The 19,251-nt window shown below is 67.4% G+C and carries 19 protein-coding genes; 13 read left to right on the forward strand and 6 right to left on the reverse strand.

Translation table 11 applies throughout. From position 1 onward, the window contains the following. Nucleotides 1-76 precede the first annotated feature (76 nt). From CP958_RS17270 to CP958_RS17285, 4 genes are read right to left on the reverse strand one after another with little or no spacing between them, the layout of a single operon-like run. On the reverse strand, nucleotides 77-2,140 hold the full coding sequence (locus tag CP958_RS17270; protein ID WP_096703441.1) for a response regulator: 2,064 nt from the start codon (nucleotides 2,138-2,140) through the stop codon (nucleotides 77-79). Beyond that, nucleotides 2,137-2,559, reverse strand: coding sequence for a hydrogenase maturation protease (locus CP958_RS17275; RefSeq protein ID WP_096703442.1), 423 nt, complete (start codon nucleotides 2,557-2,559; stop codon nucleotides 2,137-2,139). The genes CP958_RS17270 and CP958_RS17275 overlap by 4 nt, the downstream gene beginning before the upstream one ends. 1 nt (nucleotide 2,560) lies before the next feature. Then, nucleotides 2,561-4,099: a nickel-dependent hydrogenase large subunit gene (locus CP958_RS17280; RefSeq protein ID WP_096703443.1), complete on the reverse strand. Its 1,539-nt coding sequence runs from the start codon at nucleotides 4,097-4,099 to the stop codon at nucleotides 2,561-2,563. A 10-nt stretch (nucleotides 4,100-4,109) separates the two neighbouring features. Then, nucleotides 4,110-5,048 (reverse strand): HupU protein, encoded by a 939-nt coding sequence (locus CP958_RS17285; protein ID WP_277948889.1) that lies wholly within the window; start codon nucleotides 5,046-5,048, stop codon nucleotides 4,110-4,112. A 182-nt stretch (nucleotides 5,049-5,230) separates the two neighbouring features. Between CP958_RS17285 and CP958_RS17290 the strand changes: the two genes are divergently transcribed. The 13 genes from CP958_RS17290 to CP958_RS17350 all read left to right on the forward strand — a co-directional run bounded on the left by CP958_RS17290 (nucleotide 5,231) and on the right by CP958_RS17350 (nucleotide 17,544). After that, on the forward strand, nucleotides 5,231-5,599 hold the full coding sequence (locus CP958_RS17290) for a response regulator (protein ID WP_096703445.1): 369 nt from the start codon (nucleotides 5,231-5,233) through the stop codon (nucleotides 5,597-5,599). A gap of 5 nt (nucleotides 5,600-5,604) precedes the next feature. After that, a complete protein-coding gene (locus CP958_RS17295; RefSeq protein WP_170959017.1) occupies nucleotides 5,605-7,212 on the forward strand; it encodes a SpoIIE family protein phosphatase in 1,608 nt (535 codons plus the stop codon). A gap of 92 nt (nucleotides 7,213-7,304) precedes the next feature. Further along, entirely contained in the window at nucleotides 7,305-7,655 is a 351-nt protein-coding gene (locus CP958_RS17300) for an STAS domain-containing protein (RefSeq protein WP_170959018.1), read from the forward strand. Nucleotides 7,656-7,742: 87 nt separating this feature from the next. Next, entirely contained in the window at nucleotides 7,743-9,308 is a 1,566-nt protein-coding gene (locus CP958_RS17305; RefSeq protein ID WP_096703448.1) for an ATP-binding protein, read from the forward strand. Between the two features lie 136 nt (nucleotides 9,309-9,444). Further along, nucleotides 9,445-9,810, forward strand: a complete 366-nt coding sequence (locus tag CP958_RS17310; protein ID WP_141400559.1) for a hypothetical protein — start codon at nucleotides 9,445-9,447, stop codon at nucleotides 9,808-9,810. Nucleotides 9,811-9,874: 64 nt separating this feature from the next. Continuing rightward, entirely contained in the window at nucleotides 9,875-11,212 is a 1,338-nt protein-coding gene (locus CP958_RS17315) for a hypothetical protein (RefSeq protein ID WP_096703450.1), read from the forward strand. Between the two features lie 10 nt (nucleotides 11,213-11,222). Next, nucleotides 11,223-12,128 (forward strand): zinc ABC transporter substrate-binding protein, encoded by a 906-nt coding sequence (locus CP958_RS17320; protein ID WP_096703451.1) that lies wholly within the window; start codon nucleotides 11,223-11,225, stop codon nucleotides 12,126-12,128. Next, nucleotides 12,112-12,873 carry a metal ABC transporter permease gene (locus CP958_RS17325; protein ID WP_096703452.1) on the forward strand — a complete coding sequence of 254 codons (762 nt, stop codon included), beginning with the start codon at nucleotides 12,112-12,114 and terminating at the stop codon, nucleotides 12,871-12,873. The genes CP958_RS17320 and CP958_RS17325 overlap by 17 nt, the downstream gene beginning before the upstream one ends. A 74-nt stretch (nucleotides 12,874-12,947) precedes the next feature. Then, nucleotides 12,948-13,376, forward strand: coding sequence for a DUF2946 family protein (locus CP958_RS17330; protein WP_096703453.1), 429 nt, complete (start codon nucleotides 12,948-12,950; stop codon nucleotides 13,374-13,376). Nucleotides 13,377-13,819: 443 nt separating this feature from the next. Continuing rightward, on the forward strand, nucleotides 13,820-14,701 hold the full coding sequence (locus CP958_RS17335; RefSeq protein WP_096703454.1) for a ThiF family adenylyltransferase: 882 nt from the start codon (nucleotides 13,820-13,822) through the stop codon (nucleotides 14,699-14,701). 20 nt (nucleotides 14,702-14,721) lie between these two features. Then, nucleotides 14,722-15,579, forward strand: coding sequence for a ThiF family adenylyltransferase (locus tag CP958_RS17340; RefSeq protein WP_096703455.1), 858 nt, complete (start codon nucleotides 14,722-14,724; stop codon nucleotides 15,577-15,579). 64 nt (nucleotides 15,580-15,643) lie between these two features. Further along, nucleotides 15,644-16,090: a DUF441 family protein gene (locus CP958_RS17345; protein ID WP_096703456.1), complete on the forward strand. Its 447-nt coding sequence runs from the start codon at nucleotides 15,644-15,646 to the stop codon at nucleotides 16,088-16,090. A 23-nt stretch (nucleotides 16,091-16,113) separates the two neighbouring features. Beyond that, entirely contained in the window at nucleotides 16,114-17,544 is a 1,431-nt protein-coding gene (locus tag CP958_RS17350; protein WP_096703457.1) for a 2-isopropylmalate synthase, read from the forward strand. A 7-nt stretch (nucleotides 17,545-17,551) separates the two neighbouring features. Here the strand turns inward: CP958_RS17350 and CP958_RS17355 are convergent, their stop codons facing one another. Both CP958_RS17355 and CP958_RS17360 read right to left on the reverse strand, forming a co-directional pair. After that, nucleotides 17,552-18,721 (reverse strand): hypothetical protein, encoded by a 1,170-nt coding sequence (locus tag CP958_RS17355; RefSeq protein ID WP_242442953.1) that lies wholly within the window; start codon nucleotides 18,719-18,721, stop codon nucleotides 17,552-17,554. After that, on the reverse strand, nucleotides 18,718-19,206 hold the full coding sequence (locus tag CP958_RS17360; protein WP_096703459.1) for a nitrous oxide reductase accessory protein NosL: 489 nt from the start codon (nucleotides 19,204-19,206) through the stop codon (nucleotides 18,718-18,720). The genes CP958_RS17355 and CP958_RS17360 overlap by 4 nt, the downstream gene beginning before the upstream one ends. Nucleotides 19,207-19,251: the final 45 nt, after the last annotated feature.

A 19,251-nucleotide genomic window follows, 5' to 3' on the forward strand; every position in this document is an offset into this window, starting at 1 on the left:
CCCCCGGCCACGATTGTCCCCCAAGGTTATTCAACCACGGAATTCCACACCTCAAAAGGGGCGGAATTATGCCGTCTCAGGGGATATCGATCAGCCGCCGCAATTCGGCCAGCAGGGTGTCCTTGTCGGCGGCGCCCTTCTGCAGCACCTTCTGAACGCAGCCGGCCAGACGGTCGCGGTCCTCCTGGTTGATGTCCTTGGCGGTCAGCACGACGATGGGGATGGCGTGCCATTCGGGATGGCGCTGCAACTCGGCGACGAACTCGAAGCCATCCATTTCCGGCATCATCAGGTCGAGCAGGATCAGGTCGGGCGGCGCTTCGGTGACGCGGTCCAGGGCGATCCGGCCGTTGGCCGCCTCGACCACCGACCAGCCTTCCTTGGCCAGCATGCGCCGCAGCATTTCCCGGTTGGTGTGGTCGTCCTCCACCACCAGGATGCGCTCGATGGGACCGCGATCCTTGAAGCGGGACAGCACCGCCGCCAGTTGATCGCGGTCGATGGGCTTGGCCATGAAATGATGGGCGCCCAGCGCGTAGCCCAGCGCCTGGTTCTCCACCACCGACACCATGATCACCGGAATACTGGCCAGATCGGGATCGGTCTTCAGCGCGGTCAGCACCGACCAGCCGTCCATGCCCGGCATCATCACGTCGAGCGTGATGGCGGCGGGCCTGAGCGTCCGCGCCATCTCCAGCCCCAACGGCCCGTCGGAAGCGAAACGGGCCCGGAAACCGTTCTCGTCCAGGAAACGGCCCAGCAGATCGCGGGCCACCGCGTCGTCGTCGATGACCAGCACCAGCGGCAACTCGGAGACCGGTTCCGCCGCCGCCGGGCGGATCGCCTTGGGATCGGCCACCACCAGCGGCAGACGGACGGTGAAGGCGGTGCCGCATCCGGGCTCGCTGACCACGGTGATGTCGCCGCCCATCATGCGGCAGAAGGTGCGGCTGATGGCCAGCCCCAGGCCGGTGCCGCCGAATTTGCGGGTGGTCGAGGCGTCGGCCTGCTGGAAGGCCTGGAACAGCCGGTCCAGTTCCTGGGGTGTCATGCCGATGCCGGTATCGCTGACCTCGAATTCGATCCAGGCGCCGTCGCGGCGGGCACAGAGGGTGATGGTGCCCTCGTGGGTGAACTTGCTGGCATTGCTGAGCAGATTGAACAGCGTCTGGCGCACCTTGGTCAGGTCGGCGTCCATGACGCCGATACCGGCGGGGCACACCACCTCCAGCCGGTTGGTGTTCTTTGCCACCAGCGGCTGGATGGTGGAGACCACGTCCGACACCATCTGGGCGATGTCGAAGGCCTCGACGAACAGATCCATCTTGCCCGCCTCGATCTTGGAGATGTCGAGGACGTCGTTGATCAGCGACAGCAGATGACGGCCGGCCGAATGGATCTTGCCCAGATCGGGAATCAGGTCGTCCTGGCCCAAGTCCTCCAGTTCCTCCTGCAGCATCTCGCTGTAGCCGATGATGGCATTGAGCGGGGTGCGCAGTTCGTGGCTCATATTGGCGAGAAAGCTGCTCTTGGCCTGGTTGGCCGCCTCGGCGGCCAGCTTGGCGCGGTGCGCCTCCTCCTCGGCCCATTTACGCTCGGTGATGTCCATGGCCGCCGCCAGATAGCCGGCCAGACTGCCGTCGCCGTCCCTGAGCGAGGTCACCGACAGGCTGACGGGAAAGCGGGTGCCGTCCTTGCGGCGGTAGGTCCATTCGCGCGCCGCGATCAGGCCGTGCTTGACGTAGGCGGCGAACAGGCCGTCGGGGGCGACGGGGCGCCCGATCTCGGCGGCCAGTTCGGCGGCGTGGGAGGCCACCTCCTCGGGCAGCAGGAAGTCCAACAGGGTGCGGTGCCCCACCACCTCCTCGCTGGCATAGCCCAGCAGGGTCTCGGCACCGCGATTGAACAGCATCACCCGGCCCTGGATGTCGGTGGCGATGATGGACATCTGCAGGGCGGCGTCCAGCACCGCCTGACGCTGGGCATTGGCGCTCTGGAAGCGGTAGAGCAGCCGCTCGGTCTCCTCGAACTGCTTGACCACCAGCCGGGCGGTGATCTCGGCCGCCTCGCGGGCGACGCTGATCTCGTTGCGCAGCAAGGCGTTCTCGGCCTGAAGGTCCATCATCCGGTCGCTATTCATGGCCGCAACGCCTCCGCCAGGGCACGGGCCGCCACCTGGGCGACGTCCGCCGGATGCTCCGCGCCGATCAACAGGACCTCGGGCATCTCGCCCTCGCATACGCGCGGCAGCAGATGGAACAGATGGGGCAGGCCGGCGTCGTGGCCCCAGGCACCTTGGGCCTGGGCCGCCACGTCGTCGCGCCCCAGGGCCACCACCTGGCCCGGTGGAGCAAAGCCCGCCACCGCGTCCACGAACACCGCCCGCCCCGCCCCCTCGACGGAGCGCAGCAGGTCCAGGCCGTACAGCCCGCCATCCACCAGTTCCACCCCCTGGGGCAGCACCGATCCGGCCAGCAGGTCGTGGACACGGGGTCCCAGATCGTCGCCGGGAAGCAGGCGGTTGCCGACGCAGATGATGCGGGCGGGGCGGGGCGCCATGTCAGGCCTCCAACCGGACCCGGCCCATGGTCTTGCCCTTGCGCACCGTGTGAACCGAGCAGACCAGGCAGGGATCGAACGAGCGGATGACGTGTCCGACCTCCACCGGATTGTCGGCATCGGCCACCGGCGTGCCGATCAACGCCTCCTCCCACGGGCCGCGCACGCCGCCCGAATCGCGGGGCGAGCCGTTCCAGCCGGTGGGAGTGATGATCTGGTAGCGCTCGATCCGTCCCTGGCGAATGCTGACCCAATGGCCCAGCGAGCCGCGCGCCGCCTGGATCATGCCGCAGCCGTCGCCCTCGGTGACCGGGCCGGGATTGGCGTAGACGTCGCGGGCGCCCGACGCCACCACCTCGGCCAGCCACACCGCCATGGTCGGCAGCAGGGTGGCCGGGCGGGTCAGCCGGGCCAGCTCGCGAACCAGGGCGTTGGCGCCCTGCCGCTTCAGCAGATCGGTGAACAGGGGATCGCCCGCCACCACCCGTTCGGCCAGCGGACCGGTCTCGGCCGGGCCGCCACGGTAGCGCGCCGCCTTGACCCAGGAATAGCGCCGTCCCTCCTCGCCCGAGGCATAGGGCTCGGTCTCGCCCTCGGAGGGGTGGCGGCCGCCGTCCTGGCCGGCATACCACGAGGCGGCCACATGCTCGGAGATGGCCTCCGGGTCGAAGGCCTCCACCAGGGTTCCCCGGGCGAAGCCAGCGGGAATCAGGTGACCGCCGGTTCCCCGCGCCGCCGTCTCGGCCGGCAGGTCCAGCGAGCCGGAAGACAGGAAGGTCCCGTGGCCGCCGCCCAGCTTATCCAGCCCGGCGGCACGCCCGAAGCGCAGCAGGAAACCCACGTCGCTGTCGCGGTGGGCTTGGGATTCCTCCAGCCAGGTGTCGAGCGCCGCCAGACTGTCCACCGCCATCCAACGGTCGATGGAACAGCCGAGGATGCGCCGCTCGTACCACGCCCGATAGGCGTCGAGCACGTGGCGGCACTGCAGCAGTTCGGTCACCTGCGGCCCATAGGACAGGCCGCCCGGCACCATGAAGGACGAATGCGGCCACTGCCCGCCGATCATGGCGATGATCTCGATGATGCGCTTGGTCTCGCGCACCGCCTCGACCACCGCCTCGCCGGCCAGCGGCGCGTAGCGGCGGACCGCCTCGTCGTAAAGGGGCAGATGGGCATAGGCGGGATTGGCGTAATCGGCCAGGAACATCAGGATGCCGTGGCGCACGTCGCTTTGGACGTGCTCGACCATCAGGGCGAGATTGCGCAGCCTGATGCCGTTGTCGGGGACCACCGCCCCGGTGACGGCGTCCAGCGCCTTGGCCGCCGCCATCAGGTGGGTGGTGCTGCAGATGCCGCAGATGCGCGGCGTCACCACCAGCCCGTCCAGAGCGCCCCGCCCCAGCAGCAGGCGTTCGAAGCCGCGGAACATGGTGCCGGTGCTCCAGGCGTCGACGACCACGCCGTCGGCGACCTCCAGACGCAATTCCAAATCGCCCTCGACCCGGTTGACGGGAATGTCGAGCATCTTGCGGACAGCCATCGCCCCCTCCTCAGATTTCCGTGCGGCGTTGACGCAGGCGCTCGGGCGCGGCGGCGGCGGCCATGACCTTGTAGACCATGTAGTGGGCGCGGTTGATGCCGTTGGGCAGGTCCAGCGGAATCCCCTCGATATTGCGCGTGTGGAAGAACGGATGGTTCTGCGGGAAGTCCGGGCTGGTGCAGCCGAAGCAGGGAACGCCGGCCCGGGTCTTGGACGAACGCTGGTTCCACAGCAGCTTGTTGCAGGGTCCGGTGACCAGCGGCCCGTGGCAGCCCATGTGGAAGAACAGGCAGCCCTTCTCGCCGAAGGTTTCCTCCTCGACCCGGTACTCGTGGTACTCGTTCCGGGTACAGCCCTGGTGGACCATCATGCTGTACCACGACAGCGGGCGGTTGAACTGGTCCAGCGACAGCTCGGTGCCGGTCACCAGCGCGGTCAGGGTGCCCGCCAGAACATGGGGATGGCAGGGACAGCCCGACAGGTTGATCACCGGCAGCCCGGACTTGGACCGGAAGTCCGCCCCCAGAAAACCGCCGGGCTCGGCCCGGTTGAACTGCAGGCCGGTGGCCTCGATCTCGGTCTGGGCGCCGAAGCCGCCGAACGAGGCGCAGGTGCCGGCCGCCACCACGAAGCGGGCCTGCCGGGCCAGGGCGGCGACGATGTCCTTCTTCGGCCGCCGCCCCCTGGTGTCGTACATGCCGGTGCCGGCCGGGCCGCGCAGGACGGCGCCCTCAACCACCAGGATATCGAGGGGCAGATCGCCCGAGCCGAGAGCGTCGAGTTGAGATGCCTGCTGGGCGGGAGAGCTGTTCGACAGGGAAGGATGATGAAGAACATTGATCCCCAGGCTGGAGAACAACTGCAATACATCGGGGCTTTCGGAATTCAAAAAAGACATGGTGTCGCCACCACACCCGCCACATTGTAACCAGTATAAATTGATTCCCACTACCCCCTCCCCAAAAGCTCTAATTCGTTGGCTCTATATTGCTTGTATAAGGAGCAAATTTCGGCAAAAACGAACGATTGATTATACTTGCGTCGAAGTTGGCGATCAAATAGCTTTCTCGTGAAATCTATCCTCTGGGTTGAGGGGCGATACCGTCGGCCTGGGCGGGGCAAGGTTTGGATATGACCAAGATTCTTCTGGTCGAAGATAATGAAATGAACCGGGACATGCTGTCCCGCCGCCTGCAACGCAAGGGCTACGAGGTGGCCATGGCGGTGGATGGCGAGGAAGGCGTCGCCATGGCGGCGTCCACGACCCCCGATCTGATCCTCATGGATATGAGCCTGCCGGTCCTCAACGGCTGGGACGCCACCCGGCGAATCAAGGCCGACCCGGCCCTGGCCCGCATCCCGATTATCGCGCTGACCGCCCACGCCATGGCCAGCGACCGCGAACAGGCGCTGGCTGCGGGATGCGACAGCTACGAGACCAAGCCCATCGACCTTCCTCAATTGCTGGAGAAGATCGAGTCCCTGCTGCGCCGGACCTAGGCGGCATGACTACCCAAACCCACGATTCCCGGATGGTCGCCCTGGCCGAGCAGGTTCGGGCGGAGGTCGGCCCCACGGCGGATTCCATCGTCGCCGCCGTGGCGGTACTGGCCGCGGCCCCCTCGGCGGAAGCGCTGGCCGAGGAAATTCATCAGATCGACAAGGCGGCCCAGCTCCTGACGGAGATGGTCCGGGACTGTCGCCCCGAACCGGGCGAAGGCGGCGTGGAGGAGGCTCATTCCCGGCTGCGCCATGACCTGCGCACCCCGTTGGTGGCGCTCAAGGGCTATGGCGAACTGGCCCTGGAGATCGCCGCCGACGAGGAACTGGACGACGTGGCCGCCGCCCTCGGCCCGCTGCTCGAGCGGGTCGCCGAGGTCATGGTATCCATCGAGCGGGCGCTGCCCGCCCTGTCCCTGGCCATGGATTCCGAGGACGACGGCGACGACCGGGAGCCGCGTTCCACCTCCTATCCGGCCGGTCGGGTGCTGCTGGCCGACGACAGCCAGGCCAACCGCGAGGTGCTGGCCCAATACCTGTCGCGCGAAGGCCATCAGGTGGTGGCGGTCGGCGACGGCCTTGCCGCCATCGAGGCGGTGTTCGAACAGCCCTTCGACGTGGTGCTGCTGGACATGATCATGCCCGGCATGAACGGCGACGAGGTCCTGAAGGCCATGAAGGCCGAGCCCCGCCTGCGCTCGCTGCCGGTGATCATGATTTCCGCCCTGGACGCCCTGGACAGCATCGTGCGCTGCATCGAGGCCGGGGCGGAGGATTACCTGGCCAAGCCGTTCAACCGGGTGCTGCTGCGCGCCCGCATCGGCGCCTGCCTGGAGAAGAAGCGCCTGCGCGAGGTGGAGCTGTCCTACCTGCAGGCGGTGGAAAACGAACTGACCATCGCCCGCGAGGTGCAGCAATCCATCCTGCCCAAGGGCTTTCCCGCCCACCGCGCCCTGGCCGGCCACGGCCTGATGGACCCGGCGCGCGAGATCGGCGGGGATTTCTACGACTTCTTCGCCCTGGAGGGCGGCCGGGTCGGCATCGCGGTCGGCGACGTGTCGGGCAAGGGCGTCCCCGCCGCCGTCTACATGGCCATGGTGCGGACCCAGTTGCGCGCCACCGCCCAGTTCGGCCTGTCGCCGGCCGATTGCCTGAGCCGCCTCAACGAGCACCTGAGCGCCGACAATCCCAGATGCATGTTCGTGTCGCTGTTCTACGGCATCATCGATTGCGCCGCCGGCACCTTCACCTATGCCAATGGCGGCCATAATCCACCGGCCGTGCTGCGGGCCGGCGGCGGCATGGAGTGGATCAGGGGCACCAACGACCTGCTGGTCGGCGTGATGCCCGGCATTCCCTACCACGACGCCACCCTGGCGCTGGCCCCAGGCGACAGCCTGTTCATCTATACCGACGGCGTCGTCGAGGCCATCGATCCGGCCGAAGCCGAATTCGGCAAGCAGCGTCTGGCCGAGGTGCTGGCCGCCAAGGCCAAGGCTCCGCCGGCCGTCCTGTGCGACGGGGTGCTGGCCGCCGTCCGCGACTTCGAGGCCGGCCGCCCCCACAGCGACGATCTGACCTGCGTCGCGGTGCGGTTCCTGGGCGGGGCATGAGCGACACCCGATGGAATTCACTCCATTAGAGGCATAGAATGCAGCAGCCCCTCTCCGGCCAAACCGGACCTTCCACGCAGGATTCCGCCATTATGCAAATCGCCGTCGACCGCCGGGAAGACATCGCCATCGTGACGGTCTCCGGGCGGTTGTCCAGCGCCATGGCCGACCAGTTCCAGGACCGGCTGATGGCCGAATTGGACGACAATCCCAAGGCGCTGGTGGTGGATTTCGCCGACCTGCGGTTCATCACCAGTTCCGGGCTGCGGACCTTGATCGTCGCCGCCAAGCGGGGCAGCACCGACGGCTACCGTGTTCACCTGTGCGGCATGGCCCAAGCCATCCACGAGGTGTTCGAGGTCAGCGGATTGCTGCGGATTTTCGTCATCCACCCGTCGCTGGACGCGGCCATGGCCACCATGGAACGGGACCAGACCGCCTGATACCGCCCCTGGCGCTGCATTGCGGCATGAAAACCCTGTCGTTTTCGTCTATCATCGCGCCCCAACCTGCACAGGGCCGCTTTAGACGTGGACATTGAACTCGGTACGATTCCTTCCGGCACGCCCGCCCTCATGTCGCTCGAGGAGTTGCTGGCCACCCGCCTGCTGGTGCAGGGCAATTCCGGCAGCGGCAAGTCCCATCTGCTGCGTCGCCTGATCGAGCAGAGCGCCCACGCCGTCCAGCAGGTGGTGATCGATCCCGAGGGCGACTTCGCCAGTCTGGCCCAGGTGTTCGGGCACATCGTCATCGATGCCGGCGCCCAGAGCGAAAACGGCATGCGCCTGATCGCCAGCCGCGCCCGCCAGATGCGGGTTTCCGTGGTGGTCAACCTGGAGCACCTGGACACCGAGCGCCAGATGCGCCACGCCGGGGCCTTCCTCAACGGCCTGTTCGACACCGACCGGCAGTACTGGACCCCGGTTCTGGTGGTGGTGGACGAGGCCCAGCTGTTCGCGCCCGCCGTGGCCGGCGAGGTGGCCGACGACGCGCGCAAGACCTCGCTGGAGGCCATGACCAACCTGATGTGCCGTGGCCGCAAGCGCGGGCTGGCCGGCATCATCGCCACCCAGCGCCTCGCCAAGCTGGCCAAGAACGTCGCCGCCGAGGCCAGCAACTTCCTCATGGGGCGCACCTTCCTCGACATCGACATGCAGCGGGCCGCCGACCTGCTCGGCATCGACCGCCGTCAGGCCGAGGTGTTCCGCGACCTGGAGCGCGGCCGCTTCGTCGGCCTCGGCCCGGCCCTGTCGCGCCGCTCCATCACCATCCGCATCGGCGAGGTCCAGACCCGCAGCCATGCGGGCGGCGCCGAGCTGATGCCGCTGCCCGAGCGAACCCCGGAAGAGGCGCGCGGCCTGCTGTTCAAGGCCAACACCCCGCCGCCGCCGCCCTATGTGCCGGAAAAGGGGCTGGATACCGAGGCGCTGCTGGCCTCCATGGCGCACAGCCATCCGGTGGCGCCGCCCCAGGCCATTCCGGTGGCGGAGGCCCCCGCCCCGGCCCAGGCGGAAGACACGCCGCCCCAGGCCGAGGAGGACGTCCCGGCCCCGGCCCCGGCCCCCGCCCGGCCCGCTTCGCCGCCCGAAGCCGATCGCGCCTTCGGCATCGACACGGTCCTCGACCAGTTGTTCAGCGAGAGCAGCGCCCTGGGACGCTCGGTGTCGAGCCTCTACGACGATTTCCTGGCACGCTGCCGGACGCACCGGCTGCCCGGCCGGGTTCTCGACATCACCCACTTCCGGCGCCGGCTGATCCTGGCCCAGGCCGGCGTCACCCCGGCCGTCGCCGCCCTGCCCGGCTGGGAGCAGGCGGTGACCGTCGCCAACGGCCTGGAGGAACAGTTCCAGGGCATCTATCTGCGTCTGGCCGCCGCCGCCGCGCAAGGGCTGCCCTGCCCCACCGACACCATGATCACCCAGGCCTTCGGCAGCCACTCGCCCCGCCGCGCCCTGGCCGCCCTGGCCCGCATGCAGCAATTGGGCGTGGTGGAGATCTACGAGGAACTGGACGGCCAGCGGGTCATCGTCCTGCCCGCCCTGCAATGGCGCACCACGCCGGGCCACACCACCGATATCCTGGCCTGGAGCGGCTGATCCGGCCGGTGGCACCGCTTCCGGCGGGGGACTGGAATTTGGTGCTGGCCTTCTTTGACCTTCCCGCGTAAACGTTACGATATAACATATCGAGTTTCCGCATCATCCCATGCCATCAAGGTCCGGATATCGCCCCATGAGAGTCTTCCGGCATCTCTCCCCCCGATGGGCGGGAGGAAATCGCCGCCATCTGGCGGCGGTGCTGCTTGCCGTGTGGGCGATGCTCGGCCAGACGCTCATTCCGGCGTTTCACCACCATGACGGCGGGCTTGCCGGCTGGCACCAGGCCGGCGGCTCCGATCTTCCCGGCCAGGACGGCGACGATGATTGCCCGATCTGCCAGGCGGCACACACCATCGGGACCGCCGCCCTGCCGGGCGGCCTTGCCCTCCACGAACTGATGCCGGCCGCCTTGCCCTGGCCCATGTCGGGGCAAACCGGCCATCCGGGCAGGCACAGGAACGACCGCCCGCGGCAACGCGCTCCCCCATCCCCGATCTGATCGAAACCGAGCCGCGTACCGGTCCCCTCCTGGGACCGGCCGCATCCGCTTTTGAGAGGATCACATGAGACAGACCCGCACGATTCCGGCGGCGGCGCTGATGGCGCTGCTTGCCGCTCCCGCGTCCGCCCTGGCCGCCGACGATGCCACGCTTCAGGCGGTCCGCCAGGACGTCGCCCGCATGCGCGCCGATTACGAGGCCCGCATCCAGGACCTGGAAAAGCGCCTTGCCCAGACCGAGGCGGCCTCGACCCAGGCCGCCACCACCGCCGACGCGGCCAGGAAGACCGCCGAGGATGCCGCCAGACAACCGGCTCCCGGCACCCTGGCCAACGGCTTCAACCCCGCCATCGGCGTGGTGTTGAACGGCACCGCCAGCACCATGAAGCGCGACCCCGCCACCTATCGGATACCCGGCTTTTCCCTGGGGTCCGAGGCCAAGCCCGTGGATCGCGGCTTCGCGCTGGGCGAGTCCGAGATCAACATGTCGGCCAATATCGATCAGGCGCTGTATGGCAACCTGACCGTCTCCTATACCCGCGACAACACCTTCTCGGTGGAGGAGGCGTTCATCCAGAGCACCACCCTGCCCGGCGGCTTCACCCTCAGGGGCGGGCGTTTCAAGTCGGGGATCGGCACCCTCAACGAGCAGCATGCCCATACCTGGGACTTCGCCGACGCCCCCCTGCCCTATCTCGCCATGCTGGGCGGGCAATACGGCGACGACGGCGCCCAGGTCCGCTGGCTGGCCCCCACCAGGATGTTCGTCGAACTGGGAGCCGAGGGCTTCCGGGGCGACGCCTATCCCGCCAACGGCTCCGCCCACAAGGGCGCCGGCACCTGGAGCGCCTTCGGCCACATGGGCGACGACATCGGCAAGGGCGGCGAGGGCGGCTCGTGGCGGGTGGGCGTGTCGGAACTGTGGACCCGCGCCGAGGGCCGCACCATCGGCGACGACACCTTTACCGGCAACAACCGCCTGACCATCGTCGACGGCGTCTATAAATGGGCACCCAACGGCAATTTCGCCGACCGCTACGTCAAGCTGCAGGGCGAGTACTTCCATCGCAGCGAAAGCGGCCGCTTCAACGATCTGGCCGACGACACCAGCCAGCAGGGCTTCTACACCCAGGCCATCTGGCAATTCATGCCGCAATGGCGCACCGGAATCCGCTATGACCGGGTCTGGGCCAGCGCCGTCGGCGACGAACTGGCGGGAACCACCCTCGACCCGCAGGGGCATGTGGGCTCGCGCCAGAGCGTCATGCTCGACTACTCGACCAGCGAGTTCGGCCGCTTCCGGCTCCAGGGCAACCTGGACCATTCGACCACCAAGCCCGATCCCCAGCTGATCCTGCAATACACCGTGAGCTTCGGGGCTCATGGCGCGCATGCCTATTGAGGAGGCTTCCATGCGACACCGTTTGATCATCGCCGGCCTGCTTTGGTTGCTGACCGCCGGCCGCGCCCACGCCCTCGACGTCTTCGCCTGCGAGCCGGAATGGGGGGCGCTGGCCACCGAGATCGGCGGCGATGCCGCCGACGTCTTCACCGCCACCACCGCGCGGCAGGACCCGCATCAGATCCAGGCCCGCCCCGCCCTGATCGCCCGCCTGCGCGCCGCCGATCTGGTGGTCTGCACCGGGGCCGAGCTGGAAATCGGCTGGATGCCGGTACTGCTGCGCCAGGGCGCCAATGCCAAGGTTCAGCCCGGCAGCCCCGGCTATTTCGAGGCCGCTTCCGCCGTCCGGCTGCTCGACATCCCCACCCGTCTGGACCGGGCCGACGGAGATGTGCATGCCGCCGGCAACCCCCACATCCAGACCGCGCCCGCCAATATCCGGGCGGTGGGCATCGCCCTGGCCCTGCGCATGGCCGAGATCGATCCCGGCCATGCCGCCTTGTACCGGGAGCGCGAGCGGGCGTTCCGCGCCCGCCTCGACGCCGCCATGGCGCGCTGGACGACCGAGGCGGCTCCCCTCAGGGGAAGCGCCGTCGCCGTCCAGCACAGGGATTGGCGCTATCTGCTGGACTGGCTGGGAATGACCGAGGCGGCCACCCTGGAACCCAAGCCCGGCGTGCCACCCAGCGCCGGCTATCTGGCGGGGATCATCGACGGGCTGCCCGGAAAGAATGTCCGCATGATCCTTTACGCCGCCTACCAGGATGCCAAGCCGTCGGAATTCGTCGCCGCCAAGACCGGTATTCCGGCGGTGGAACTGCCCTTCACCGTCGGCGGCACCGATCAGGCCGGTGACCTGATCGCCCTTTACGACGACACCATCGGAAGGCTGCTGGCCCATGCCGACAAGCACTGAACTGTCCATCCTGGGACCGGCCTTCCTGGCCGGTCTGCTGGTGCTGGCCACCCATGTGCCGCTGGGCCGCATGGTGCTGGACCGCGGCATCGTCTTCATCGACCTCGCCATCGCGCAGGTGGCGGGATTGGGCGTGGTCGTGGCCGACAGCCTGGGCTGGGAACCCGACGGCCTGTCGGTTCAGGCCAGTGCGGTGACCGCCGCCCTGCTGGCCGCCGCCTTCCTGATCTGGACCGAACGGCGGCTGGCCCATATGCAGGAAGCCGTCATCGGCGTGGTGTTCGTGGTCGCCGCCAGCGCCGAGATCATCCTGTTCAGCTTCAACCCCCATGGGGCCGAGCACCTCAAGGATTTGCTGGTGGGGCAGATCATCTGGGTGACGCCGACCCAACTGATGGCCGCCGCCCTGGTCTCGGCGGCGGTGCTGGCCGTCGCCGCCCGCTGCGACCTCGGGAAACGCCGCGCCCTGTTCTATGCCCTGTTCGCGGTCTCCATCACCGCGTCGGTACAGTTGGTCGGCGTGTTCCTGGTGTTCGCCTCGCTGATCGTTCCCGCCCTGGCCGCCCAGGGAACCAGGCGGCCGGCCCTGGCCGGCTACGGAGTGGGAGTGGCCGGCTATGGTCTGGGATTACTGGTTTCCACGGCGCTCGATCTGCCCACGGGAGCGGCCATCGTCTGCGCCCTGGCCGTGACGGGGATTGCGACCGGGGTGGTCAGGCAGGCGACGAAGCGAAAGGATAAATAACATCTTAATGATGTGAAACTATCCTGCGGCAACGGCCCGGAGGCGCAAGCGAGAGAGTCATTGGCCAGAAACGGATGAGGATCGGACAAGGCCGGCACAAAAAAGCCGATGACATCTCGACCGGCGCGGCCATCGGGCTTCGCCGGCGGGTCGCATCCTGGCTCGGGCTGTTGCTGCTGGCCTTCAATCTGGTTGCCGGTGGCGCCCAGCCCTCGGCCAAAGCGGCATTCCCCCCATCCGATCACATCACCATCTGTACCGTCGCGGGAATGGTGGCGCTGGACCAGGACGGCCAGACGCAACAGCCGCCCTCCCACGAAAGCGTCTGCGGTTTCTGTCTGCCGCTGATGCATGCGGGCGCCATGGTGCCCATGGCCGACTGGATCGGATACCGCCGCATCGCCTCCAATACCGGCGAAGCCGAGCCCACCGACCAGCGCAGGCCGGTGCCGGGGCAAGGCTTCAGTCCCCATTCGGCCAGGGCACCGCCGCCTCCCCTCTGATCTGACGCCGCCCCCGGTCAAGAGCCCCCCGAACCGCGATCGCCCGAGGAACGGGTGAACCGCCATGGGCGCGACAATCGCGCCCCGAACGCTCTCCGCGCGCGCCCAGAGCCTGCCGCCCGCCCCATGGCGCGGGCGGCATTTCCCGCCCCAGACGAAAGGACTGCACGATGGACCAATGGCCATCGCGCCAAGACCTTTGAAATATACAAACGAGCGAACAGTCGCAGCGCGCGGCCAACAAGAGCATGAAACAAAACAAAATATTGATCTTTACACACAACCAGAAGGGACGCGCCATTGAACATGGCCGCACTCAATGGATAAGTATTGCCAACACCCATCAATACATTAACTTATTTGCGTCAATACTTAGTGTTGACTCATTTGCTTCCATGAATATCGTCACTGGCACTCGCAACGAATTTGAGGCGTGTCAGGATATGAATACGACAGAAGCCGTAACTCCCGCGGATAAGGACCGCGATGCCTTCTACTGGGAGATGGTCGCCAGAAATATCGGCGTCTACACCCCGGACGAGCAGGCCAAGCTGAGAACGTCCCGGGTCATCATCTTCGGGCTGGGGGGCGTCGGCGGCTACGAAGCCATCCTTTGCGCCCGCATGGGCATCGGCCACGTCACCGGAATCGACCCGGACGAGTTCGAGATTTCGAACATCAACCGGCAGATGCTGGCGTCGTCACGCCAGCTCGGCAAACCCAAGGCCCGTGCCGCCGAGGAGATCGTCACCGACATCAATCCCTGCATGTCGGTCAACTTCGTCCAGGACAAGGTGGACGAGCACAACGTGGCCGACCTGATCCGCGGCCATGACATCGTGCTGGAAGCGGTCGACGACATGCCGTCACGGGTGATCATCCACCGCACGGCGCGCGAACTGGGCATCCCCAGCGTCGGCATGTCGGGCAGCCCGCCGACCAGGGGCTTCGTCTCGACCTTCTTTCCCCAGGGCATTGCCTACGAACAGGCGCTGAACCTTCCGGGCATGGGCGAAAAGCTGACCGATCTGGAACTGCGCCGGCGCATCGCCGACGTGAAGAAGGCCCGCGCCTGGCACTCGGTCGGCCTGGGAGCCCCCAGCCAGTGGGCGCAGGACTATTGCGACGGTAAGGCCGGGTGGATCATCACCCCGGTTCGCGCCCATCTGCTGTCGCTGTTCAGCTTCCACGAGGTGGTGCAGATCCTGACCGGCCGCGAGCCGCTGGCCCGCGCCCCCAAGGGAATCCTCATCGATCTGGACACATCGGTTCCGGTCAGGGTCGCCAGCCCGCCCGAGGGCGGCTGGGACTACGCCACCCTTTAGACTCTTTCAAGGAAACCATCATGACAGCCATCACCAAGAGCCTCTACGAGGCCAGCTTCACCCGCAATTTCGGCGTCATCAGCCACGAGGAGCAGGCCCGGCTGAACAAGGCCCGCGTCACCGTCGTCGGCGCGGGCGGGGTCGGCGGCATCGCCCTGATCCAACTGGCCCGCATGGGAGTGGGCAGTATCCACGTCATCGACCGCGACCAGTTCGAGGCCAGCAACATCAACCGCCAGATGCTGAGCTCGGTCAGCCGGCTGGGCGAGGACAAGGCCGTGGTGGCCGGAGAGGTCCTGCGCGACATCAATCCCGATATCAGGCTTCGCGTCACCCAGGCCTTCGTCGGCGAGGACAACGCCGCCGACCTGCTGGCCGATTGCGACGTGGTGATCGACGCCACCGACAACCTGGTGTCGCGCGTCATCATTCACCGCGCGGCGGCCAAGCTGGGCATTCCCTCGGTGTGGATCGCCGTCACGCCGCCGTTCCGCGGCGGGGTGATGTCGCTGACGCCCGATTCCATGCCTTACGAGTTGGTGCTGCGCCACCCCTCCCACGGCAAGCCGCTGACGCCCGAGATGCGCGAGCGGGTCGGAGCCCTGAAGGACGGCCGGGCCGCCTATTCGGTGTCCCAGGGCGCCCTGCCCGAATGGGGCGAGGCCTACCTGAAAAAGGAGGCGGCCTGGGCGGTTCTGGCTCCGGTGGCCAATATCGTCGGCGTACTGGCCAGTTTCGAGGCCTTCAAGCTGATCGTCCGCCGCCCCGGCCTCGACCCGGTGATCGGCCCCAGGCTGGTCCGGATCGATCTGGCCAAGGAACACATGGTCGAGGCGGTTCTTCCCGAAGACGGCAGTTGGGACAACACCCGCCTGTGATCCGCGCCACCAAGGGGCCGGAGGCCATGCGCGGCCGGCCCCTCCTTTTTCCGGGGGAAAGTCAATGCTTCAAGCCGTCGCCGCCCTTGTGGCGATCGCCGCGCTGTCCCTGATTTCCAAGGATCGCATGCTGATGGCCGCCGCCGTCGCGCTGGCGATCCTGGCGGTCCTGGACAGCCGGCCGGTCTTCACCCTGCTGCAAAGGCACAGCTTTCAGGTCGGCATCTTCTTCCTGCTGCTGTTCCTCCTGCTGCCCATCGCCAATCAGAAAATCTCCACGACCGACATGGCCCGCCAGTTGCTCAGCATCGAGGGCGCCGTGGCGGTCATGGCCGGGTTGGCGGTTTCCATCGTCGGCGGGCGGGGAACCGCCATCCTGGCGGGGCATCCGGCCATCCTGACGGGGGTGATCATCGGCACCCTGATCGCCGTGCTGTTCTTCCAGGGACTGCCGGCGGGGCTGATCATCGCCGCCGGTCTCCTCGGCTTTCTCCGCCTTTCCCCGGCCTAGACATCAAACATCGAGGGTTCACCATGACCAGCCATTACAAACTGATCGACCAGACCGTGCGTGAAGGCGAACAACAGGTCGGCGTACGCTTCACGGCCCGGCAGAAGATCGAAATCCTCCATCTGCTGGAGGAGTTCGGCATCGACCTGATCGAGGTCGGCCATCCGGGCATTTCCGCCGAAGACGAGCAGATTTGCCGGGAAACGGCCCTTGCCGCCCGCCGGGCCGAAATCCTGATGCATGCCCGCGCCGATGTGGAGGAAGTGCGCGCCGCCAAGCGGGCCGGAGCCCACTGGGTGGGAATCTGGGCGTCTCTCAACGACATCGGCCTCGCCACCAAATTCAGCGATCGCCCGGCGTCCTTCGTCAGAGCGAAGATCGCCGAGGCCATCGGCGAGGCCAAATCCCTGGGCCTGATGGTCCGCTTCACCATCGAGGATGCCTCGCGCACCCCTTGGCGGGATACGGAGGCGGCGGGGCGCGTCGCCCGCGATGCCGGGGCGGACCGGATCAGTCTGGCCGACACCACCGGCTGTTGGGAGCCCGCCCAATGCGGTGACGCGGTATCGCGGGCCCGCGCCGCCTTCGGCTGCGAAATCGAGGTGCACCTGCATGACGACCTCGGGCTGGCCCATGCCAACGCCCTGGCCGCCATCGATGCCGGCGCCGCCGTCATCGACACCTCGGTGTTCGGTATCGGCGAGAGGACCGGCATCACCAATTCCCTGGAGCTGGCGGTCAGCCTTCTCCGCCTGCGCGGCGACCGGCGATTCGACCTCAGCCGGATTCCCCGGCTGGCGCGCGCCGTCCGCCTCGCCACCGGCTACAGCCCCGACAGCCTGCGCCCGGTGGTCGGCCGCAATGCCTTCACCCACACCTCGGCCTACCATGTCCGCGCGGTGGGGCGGAATCCCGAAGCCTATGAGGCCTTCCCGCCCCAACTGGTCGGGCGCTCGCGCACCATCGCGCCGGGACGGCCATCTCTCGGCCGGTCGCTGGCCCTTGATGCCCTGTCCATCGGCCAGCCGTTCGTCAAGGGAGCGTCGGAGCTGAAATATCATCGCGACGGGCCGGGAGTGCGCTGGGTGCTGATGGATTCCCGCGTCGACCCCCGGACCAGCTTTTACGTGATCCAGCGCTTCATCGGCCTCCACGGCGCGGCCATCGTTCCCGAGAACCACGTGGACTCCCACGCCCATCACTGCGACAGCCTGTTCATTTTCTGGGGGGACCAGCCCGACGGCACCGGACTGACCTGCCGGGTCCAGCTCGAAGCCGAGGAAAAAACCGTGGAAAGCCCGGCCTCGATCTTCATTCCGGCCGAGATGGAGCATTCCTACAGCTATGTTTCGGGCAACGGGACCTATACCAACATCGTCCTGGCCCCCGACTACAACCGGAGCCTCATGGCCGAGACCGAAGCCGAACCGGAACGGGCCTCGGCCACCCGGTAACGGCCGGTCAGGCCATGAACACCGGCGCGAAGCCGCCGCCGGGAGTGCGGAAATTGGTGGTCTGGCCCTGGTACAGCCGGGCCGCCATCTGCACCACCCGTCCCTGCCAGGCGTTGACCCGGATATCCACCTTGAGCTCGGCTCCGACATGGTGGAGATTGAGGCGCGACGGCGGTACATAATGCTGGGCCACATAGGGCGAGGTCAGGATGGTCGGCCAGGTGGAGCGCGACAGCTTCTCGCCGCGATAGACGGCCTTGCCGGCGTGGCCCTTGGCGGGCTTGAAGAACCAGCGCTTGCGCTCGGCCCACAGGCTTTCGGCATTGGCCGCCGATACCGGAACCGTGAGCGGCACCACCCGGGCCACATTGGCGGCGATATCGGACCGCACCCCGATGGAGCGCAGCGCCTGCTCGTCGGAGAGCAGCGCCATCACCCGCTTGTCGGAATAGAGGAAGTGGGCGCGCGGATCGGGGGTGACCACCGTCCGCCCCTCCCGCCACGCCTCGGCCAGCACCGCATGGGCCGGGGAGTTCAGACTGAAATCCACCAGCCGGTTATAGACCATGTCCACCGCATCGGGCCGGAACTGGTCCGGGTCGAGGACGGTGGCCTGATAGCCGGCCCGCTGGAACAGGCGCTGGTAGAGCAGGAATTCGGGTTCCAGGTACTGGCTGGAAGGATCGTCGTCGATGATCGCCACCCGCCCCAACGGCCGTTCGCCGCGCTGACGCTCCCATTCGTCGCGAAAAGCGTCGAGCGCGATGCCTTCCACCTCGGGGGCCTCGCCCAGTTCCGGCCGGCAGGCGGCCAGGGCGCGGGCCTGCACCGCCACCGCCAGCATGCCGCCGGGATTGGTGTTGATCTCGATCAGGCGCGGCCCCTCGGCGGTCAGGTGAAAGTCGAAGCCCAGCATCCAGCCGCCCAGGCCGTGATCGGGAAGGCCTTCGCCGCGCGCGATCTCCAGCGCCGCCTCGACCAGGATGGGATCGGCGAAGGCCGTGTGCAGGGCCCGCACCGCCCGCTCCAGACGCTCGATCTCGTGGGGAGGAAGCAGTACGGCGCAGGGAGACAGCAGGCCGTGGCGCCGCCTCAATGCCTCGCCGAGGGCGGGGTCCCGAAGATCGGCGGCCACCGCATCCCACATCCGGTCTTCGGAAACGGAAAGCGCCCTCACTTAACCCCGCCCTTATCGAGGGTCTTCAACACTTCCACCCCAACCTGATCGAAGGTCAGGATGCGCTTGCCCTTGTGATCGGCCATGAACTCTTCCGCATCCTGCTTTGACGCCAGCGGCACCAGTTCGTGGCCCATGGGCCCCAGCACGTCGGAGCCCACCACGAAGAACGCCCCACGGGCGTCCAGGGTCTTCACCCCGTAATAATCGGTGACCGCCACGATGGCGATGTCGGCGGCGGAATGGCCGGAATCGAACTTCCCCACCTCGCGCATGAACTTGAACAGGTCCTTGGCCCCGTCGAAATAATGGGTGTGGCCGTCCTTGAACACCACGGCGGCCACCCATTCCGGATACTTGGCGACGAACATGCCGCAGACCGGGCAGACGCTGTTTGGGCCCGGTGGCGCGACCACGACCTCGCCCGCCTCCACCTTTGCGGCAAGCAGGACCAGGGACAGCAGTAGGGCGGCAATCAGACGCATGACATTTTCCTGGAAAGACGGAGGAGGCCAAGGACGGCCCCCTCC

Origin of the sequence: Magnetospirillum sp. 15-1 (assembly GCF_900184795.1) — a bacterium.
In the GTDB taxonomy this organism is placed as follows: Bacteria; Pseudomonadota; Alphaproteobacteria; order Rhodospirillales; family Magnetospirillaceae; genus Phaeospirillum.

What these genes read in the sequence shown, in the direction of transcription:
- CP958_RS17315 (WP_096703450.1), top strand. Translation starts at nt 9,875, where the DNA reads ATGAGACAGACCCGCACGATTCCGGCGGCGGCGCTGATGGCGCTGCTT.
- CP958_RS17360 (WP_096703459.1), bottom strand. Translation starts at nt 19,206, where the DNA reads ATGCGTCTGATTGCCGCCCTACTGCTGTCCCTGGTCCTGCTTGCCGCA.
- CP958_RS17290 (WP_096703445.1), top strand. Translation starts at nt 5,231, where the DNA reads ATGACCAAGATTCTTCTGGTCGAAGATAATGAAATGAACCGGGACATG.
- CP958_RS17310 (WP_141400559.1), top strand. Translation starts at nt 9,445, where the DNA reads ATGAGAGTCTTCCGGCATCTCTCCCCCCGATGGGCGGGAGGAAATCGC.
- CP958_RS17320 (WP_096703451.1), top strand. Translation starts at nt 11,223, where the DNA reads ATGCGACACCGTTTGATCATCGCCGGCCTGCTTTGGTTGCTGACCGCC.
- CP958_RS17280 (WP_096703443.1), bottom strand. Translation starts at nt 4,099, where the DNA reads ATGGCTGTCCGCAAGATGCTCGACATTCCCGTCAACCGGGTCGAGGGC.
- CP958_RS17350 (WP_096703457.1), top strand. Translation starts at nt 16,114, where the DNA reads ATGACCAGCCATTACAAACTGATCGACCAGACCGTGCGTGAAGGCGAA.
- CP958_RS17335 (WP_096703454.1), top strand. Translation starts at nt 13,820, where the DNA reads ATGAATACGACAGAAGCCGTAACTCCCGCGGATAAGGACCGCGATGCC.
- CP958_RS17270 (WP_096703441.1), bottom strand. Translation starts at nt 2,140, where the DNA reads ATGAATAGCGACCGGATGATGGACCTTCAGGCCGAGAACGCCTTGCTG.
- CP958_RS17275 (WP_096703442.1), bottom strand. Translation starts at nt 2,559, where the DNA reads ATGGCGCCCCGCCCCGCCCGCATCATCTGCGTCGGCAACCGCCTGCTT.
- CP958_RS17345 (WP_096703456.1), top strand. Translation starts at nt 15,644, where the DNA reads ATGCTTCAAGCCGTCGCCGCCCTTGTGGCGATCGCCGCGCTGTCCCTG.
- CP958_RS17340 (WP_096703455.1), top strand. Translation starts at nt 14,722, where the DNA reads ATGACAGCCATCACCAAGAGCCTCTACGAGGCCAGCTTCACCCGCAAT.
- CP958_RS17295 (WP_170959017.1), top strand. Translation starts at nt 5,605, where the DNA reads ATGACTACCCAAACCCACGATTCCCGGATGGTCGCCCTGGCCGAGCAG.
- CP958_RS17325 (WP_096703452.1), top strand. Translation starts at nt 12,112, where the DNA reads ATGCCGACAAGCACTGAACTGTCCATCCTGGGACCGGCCTTCCTGGCC.
- CP958_RS17330 (WP_096703453.1), top strand. Translation starts at nt 12,948, where the DNA reads ATGAGGATCGGACAAGGCCGGCACAAAAAAGCCGATGACATCTCGACC.
- CP958_RS17300 (WP_170959018.1), top strand. Translation starts at nt 7,305, where the DNA reads ATGCAAATCGCCGTCGACCGCCGGGAAGACATCGCCATCGTGACGGTC.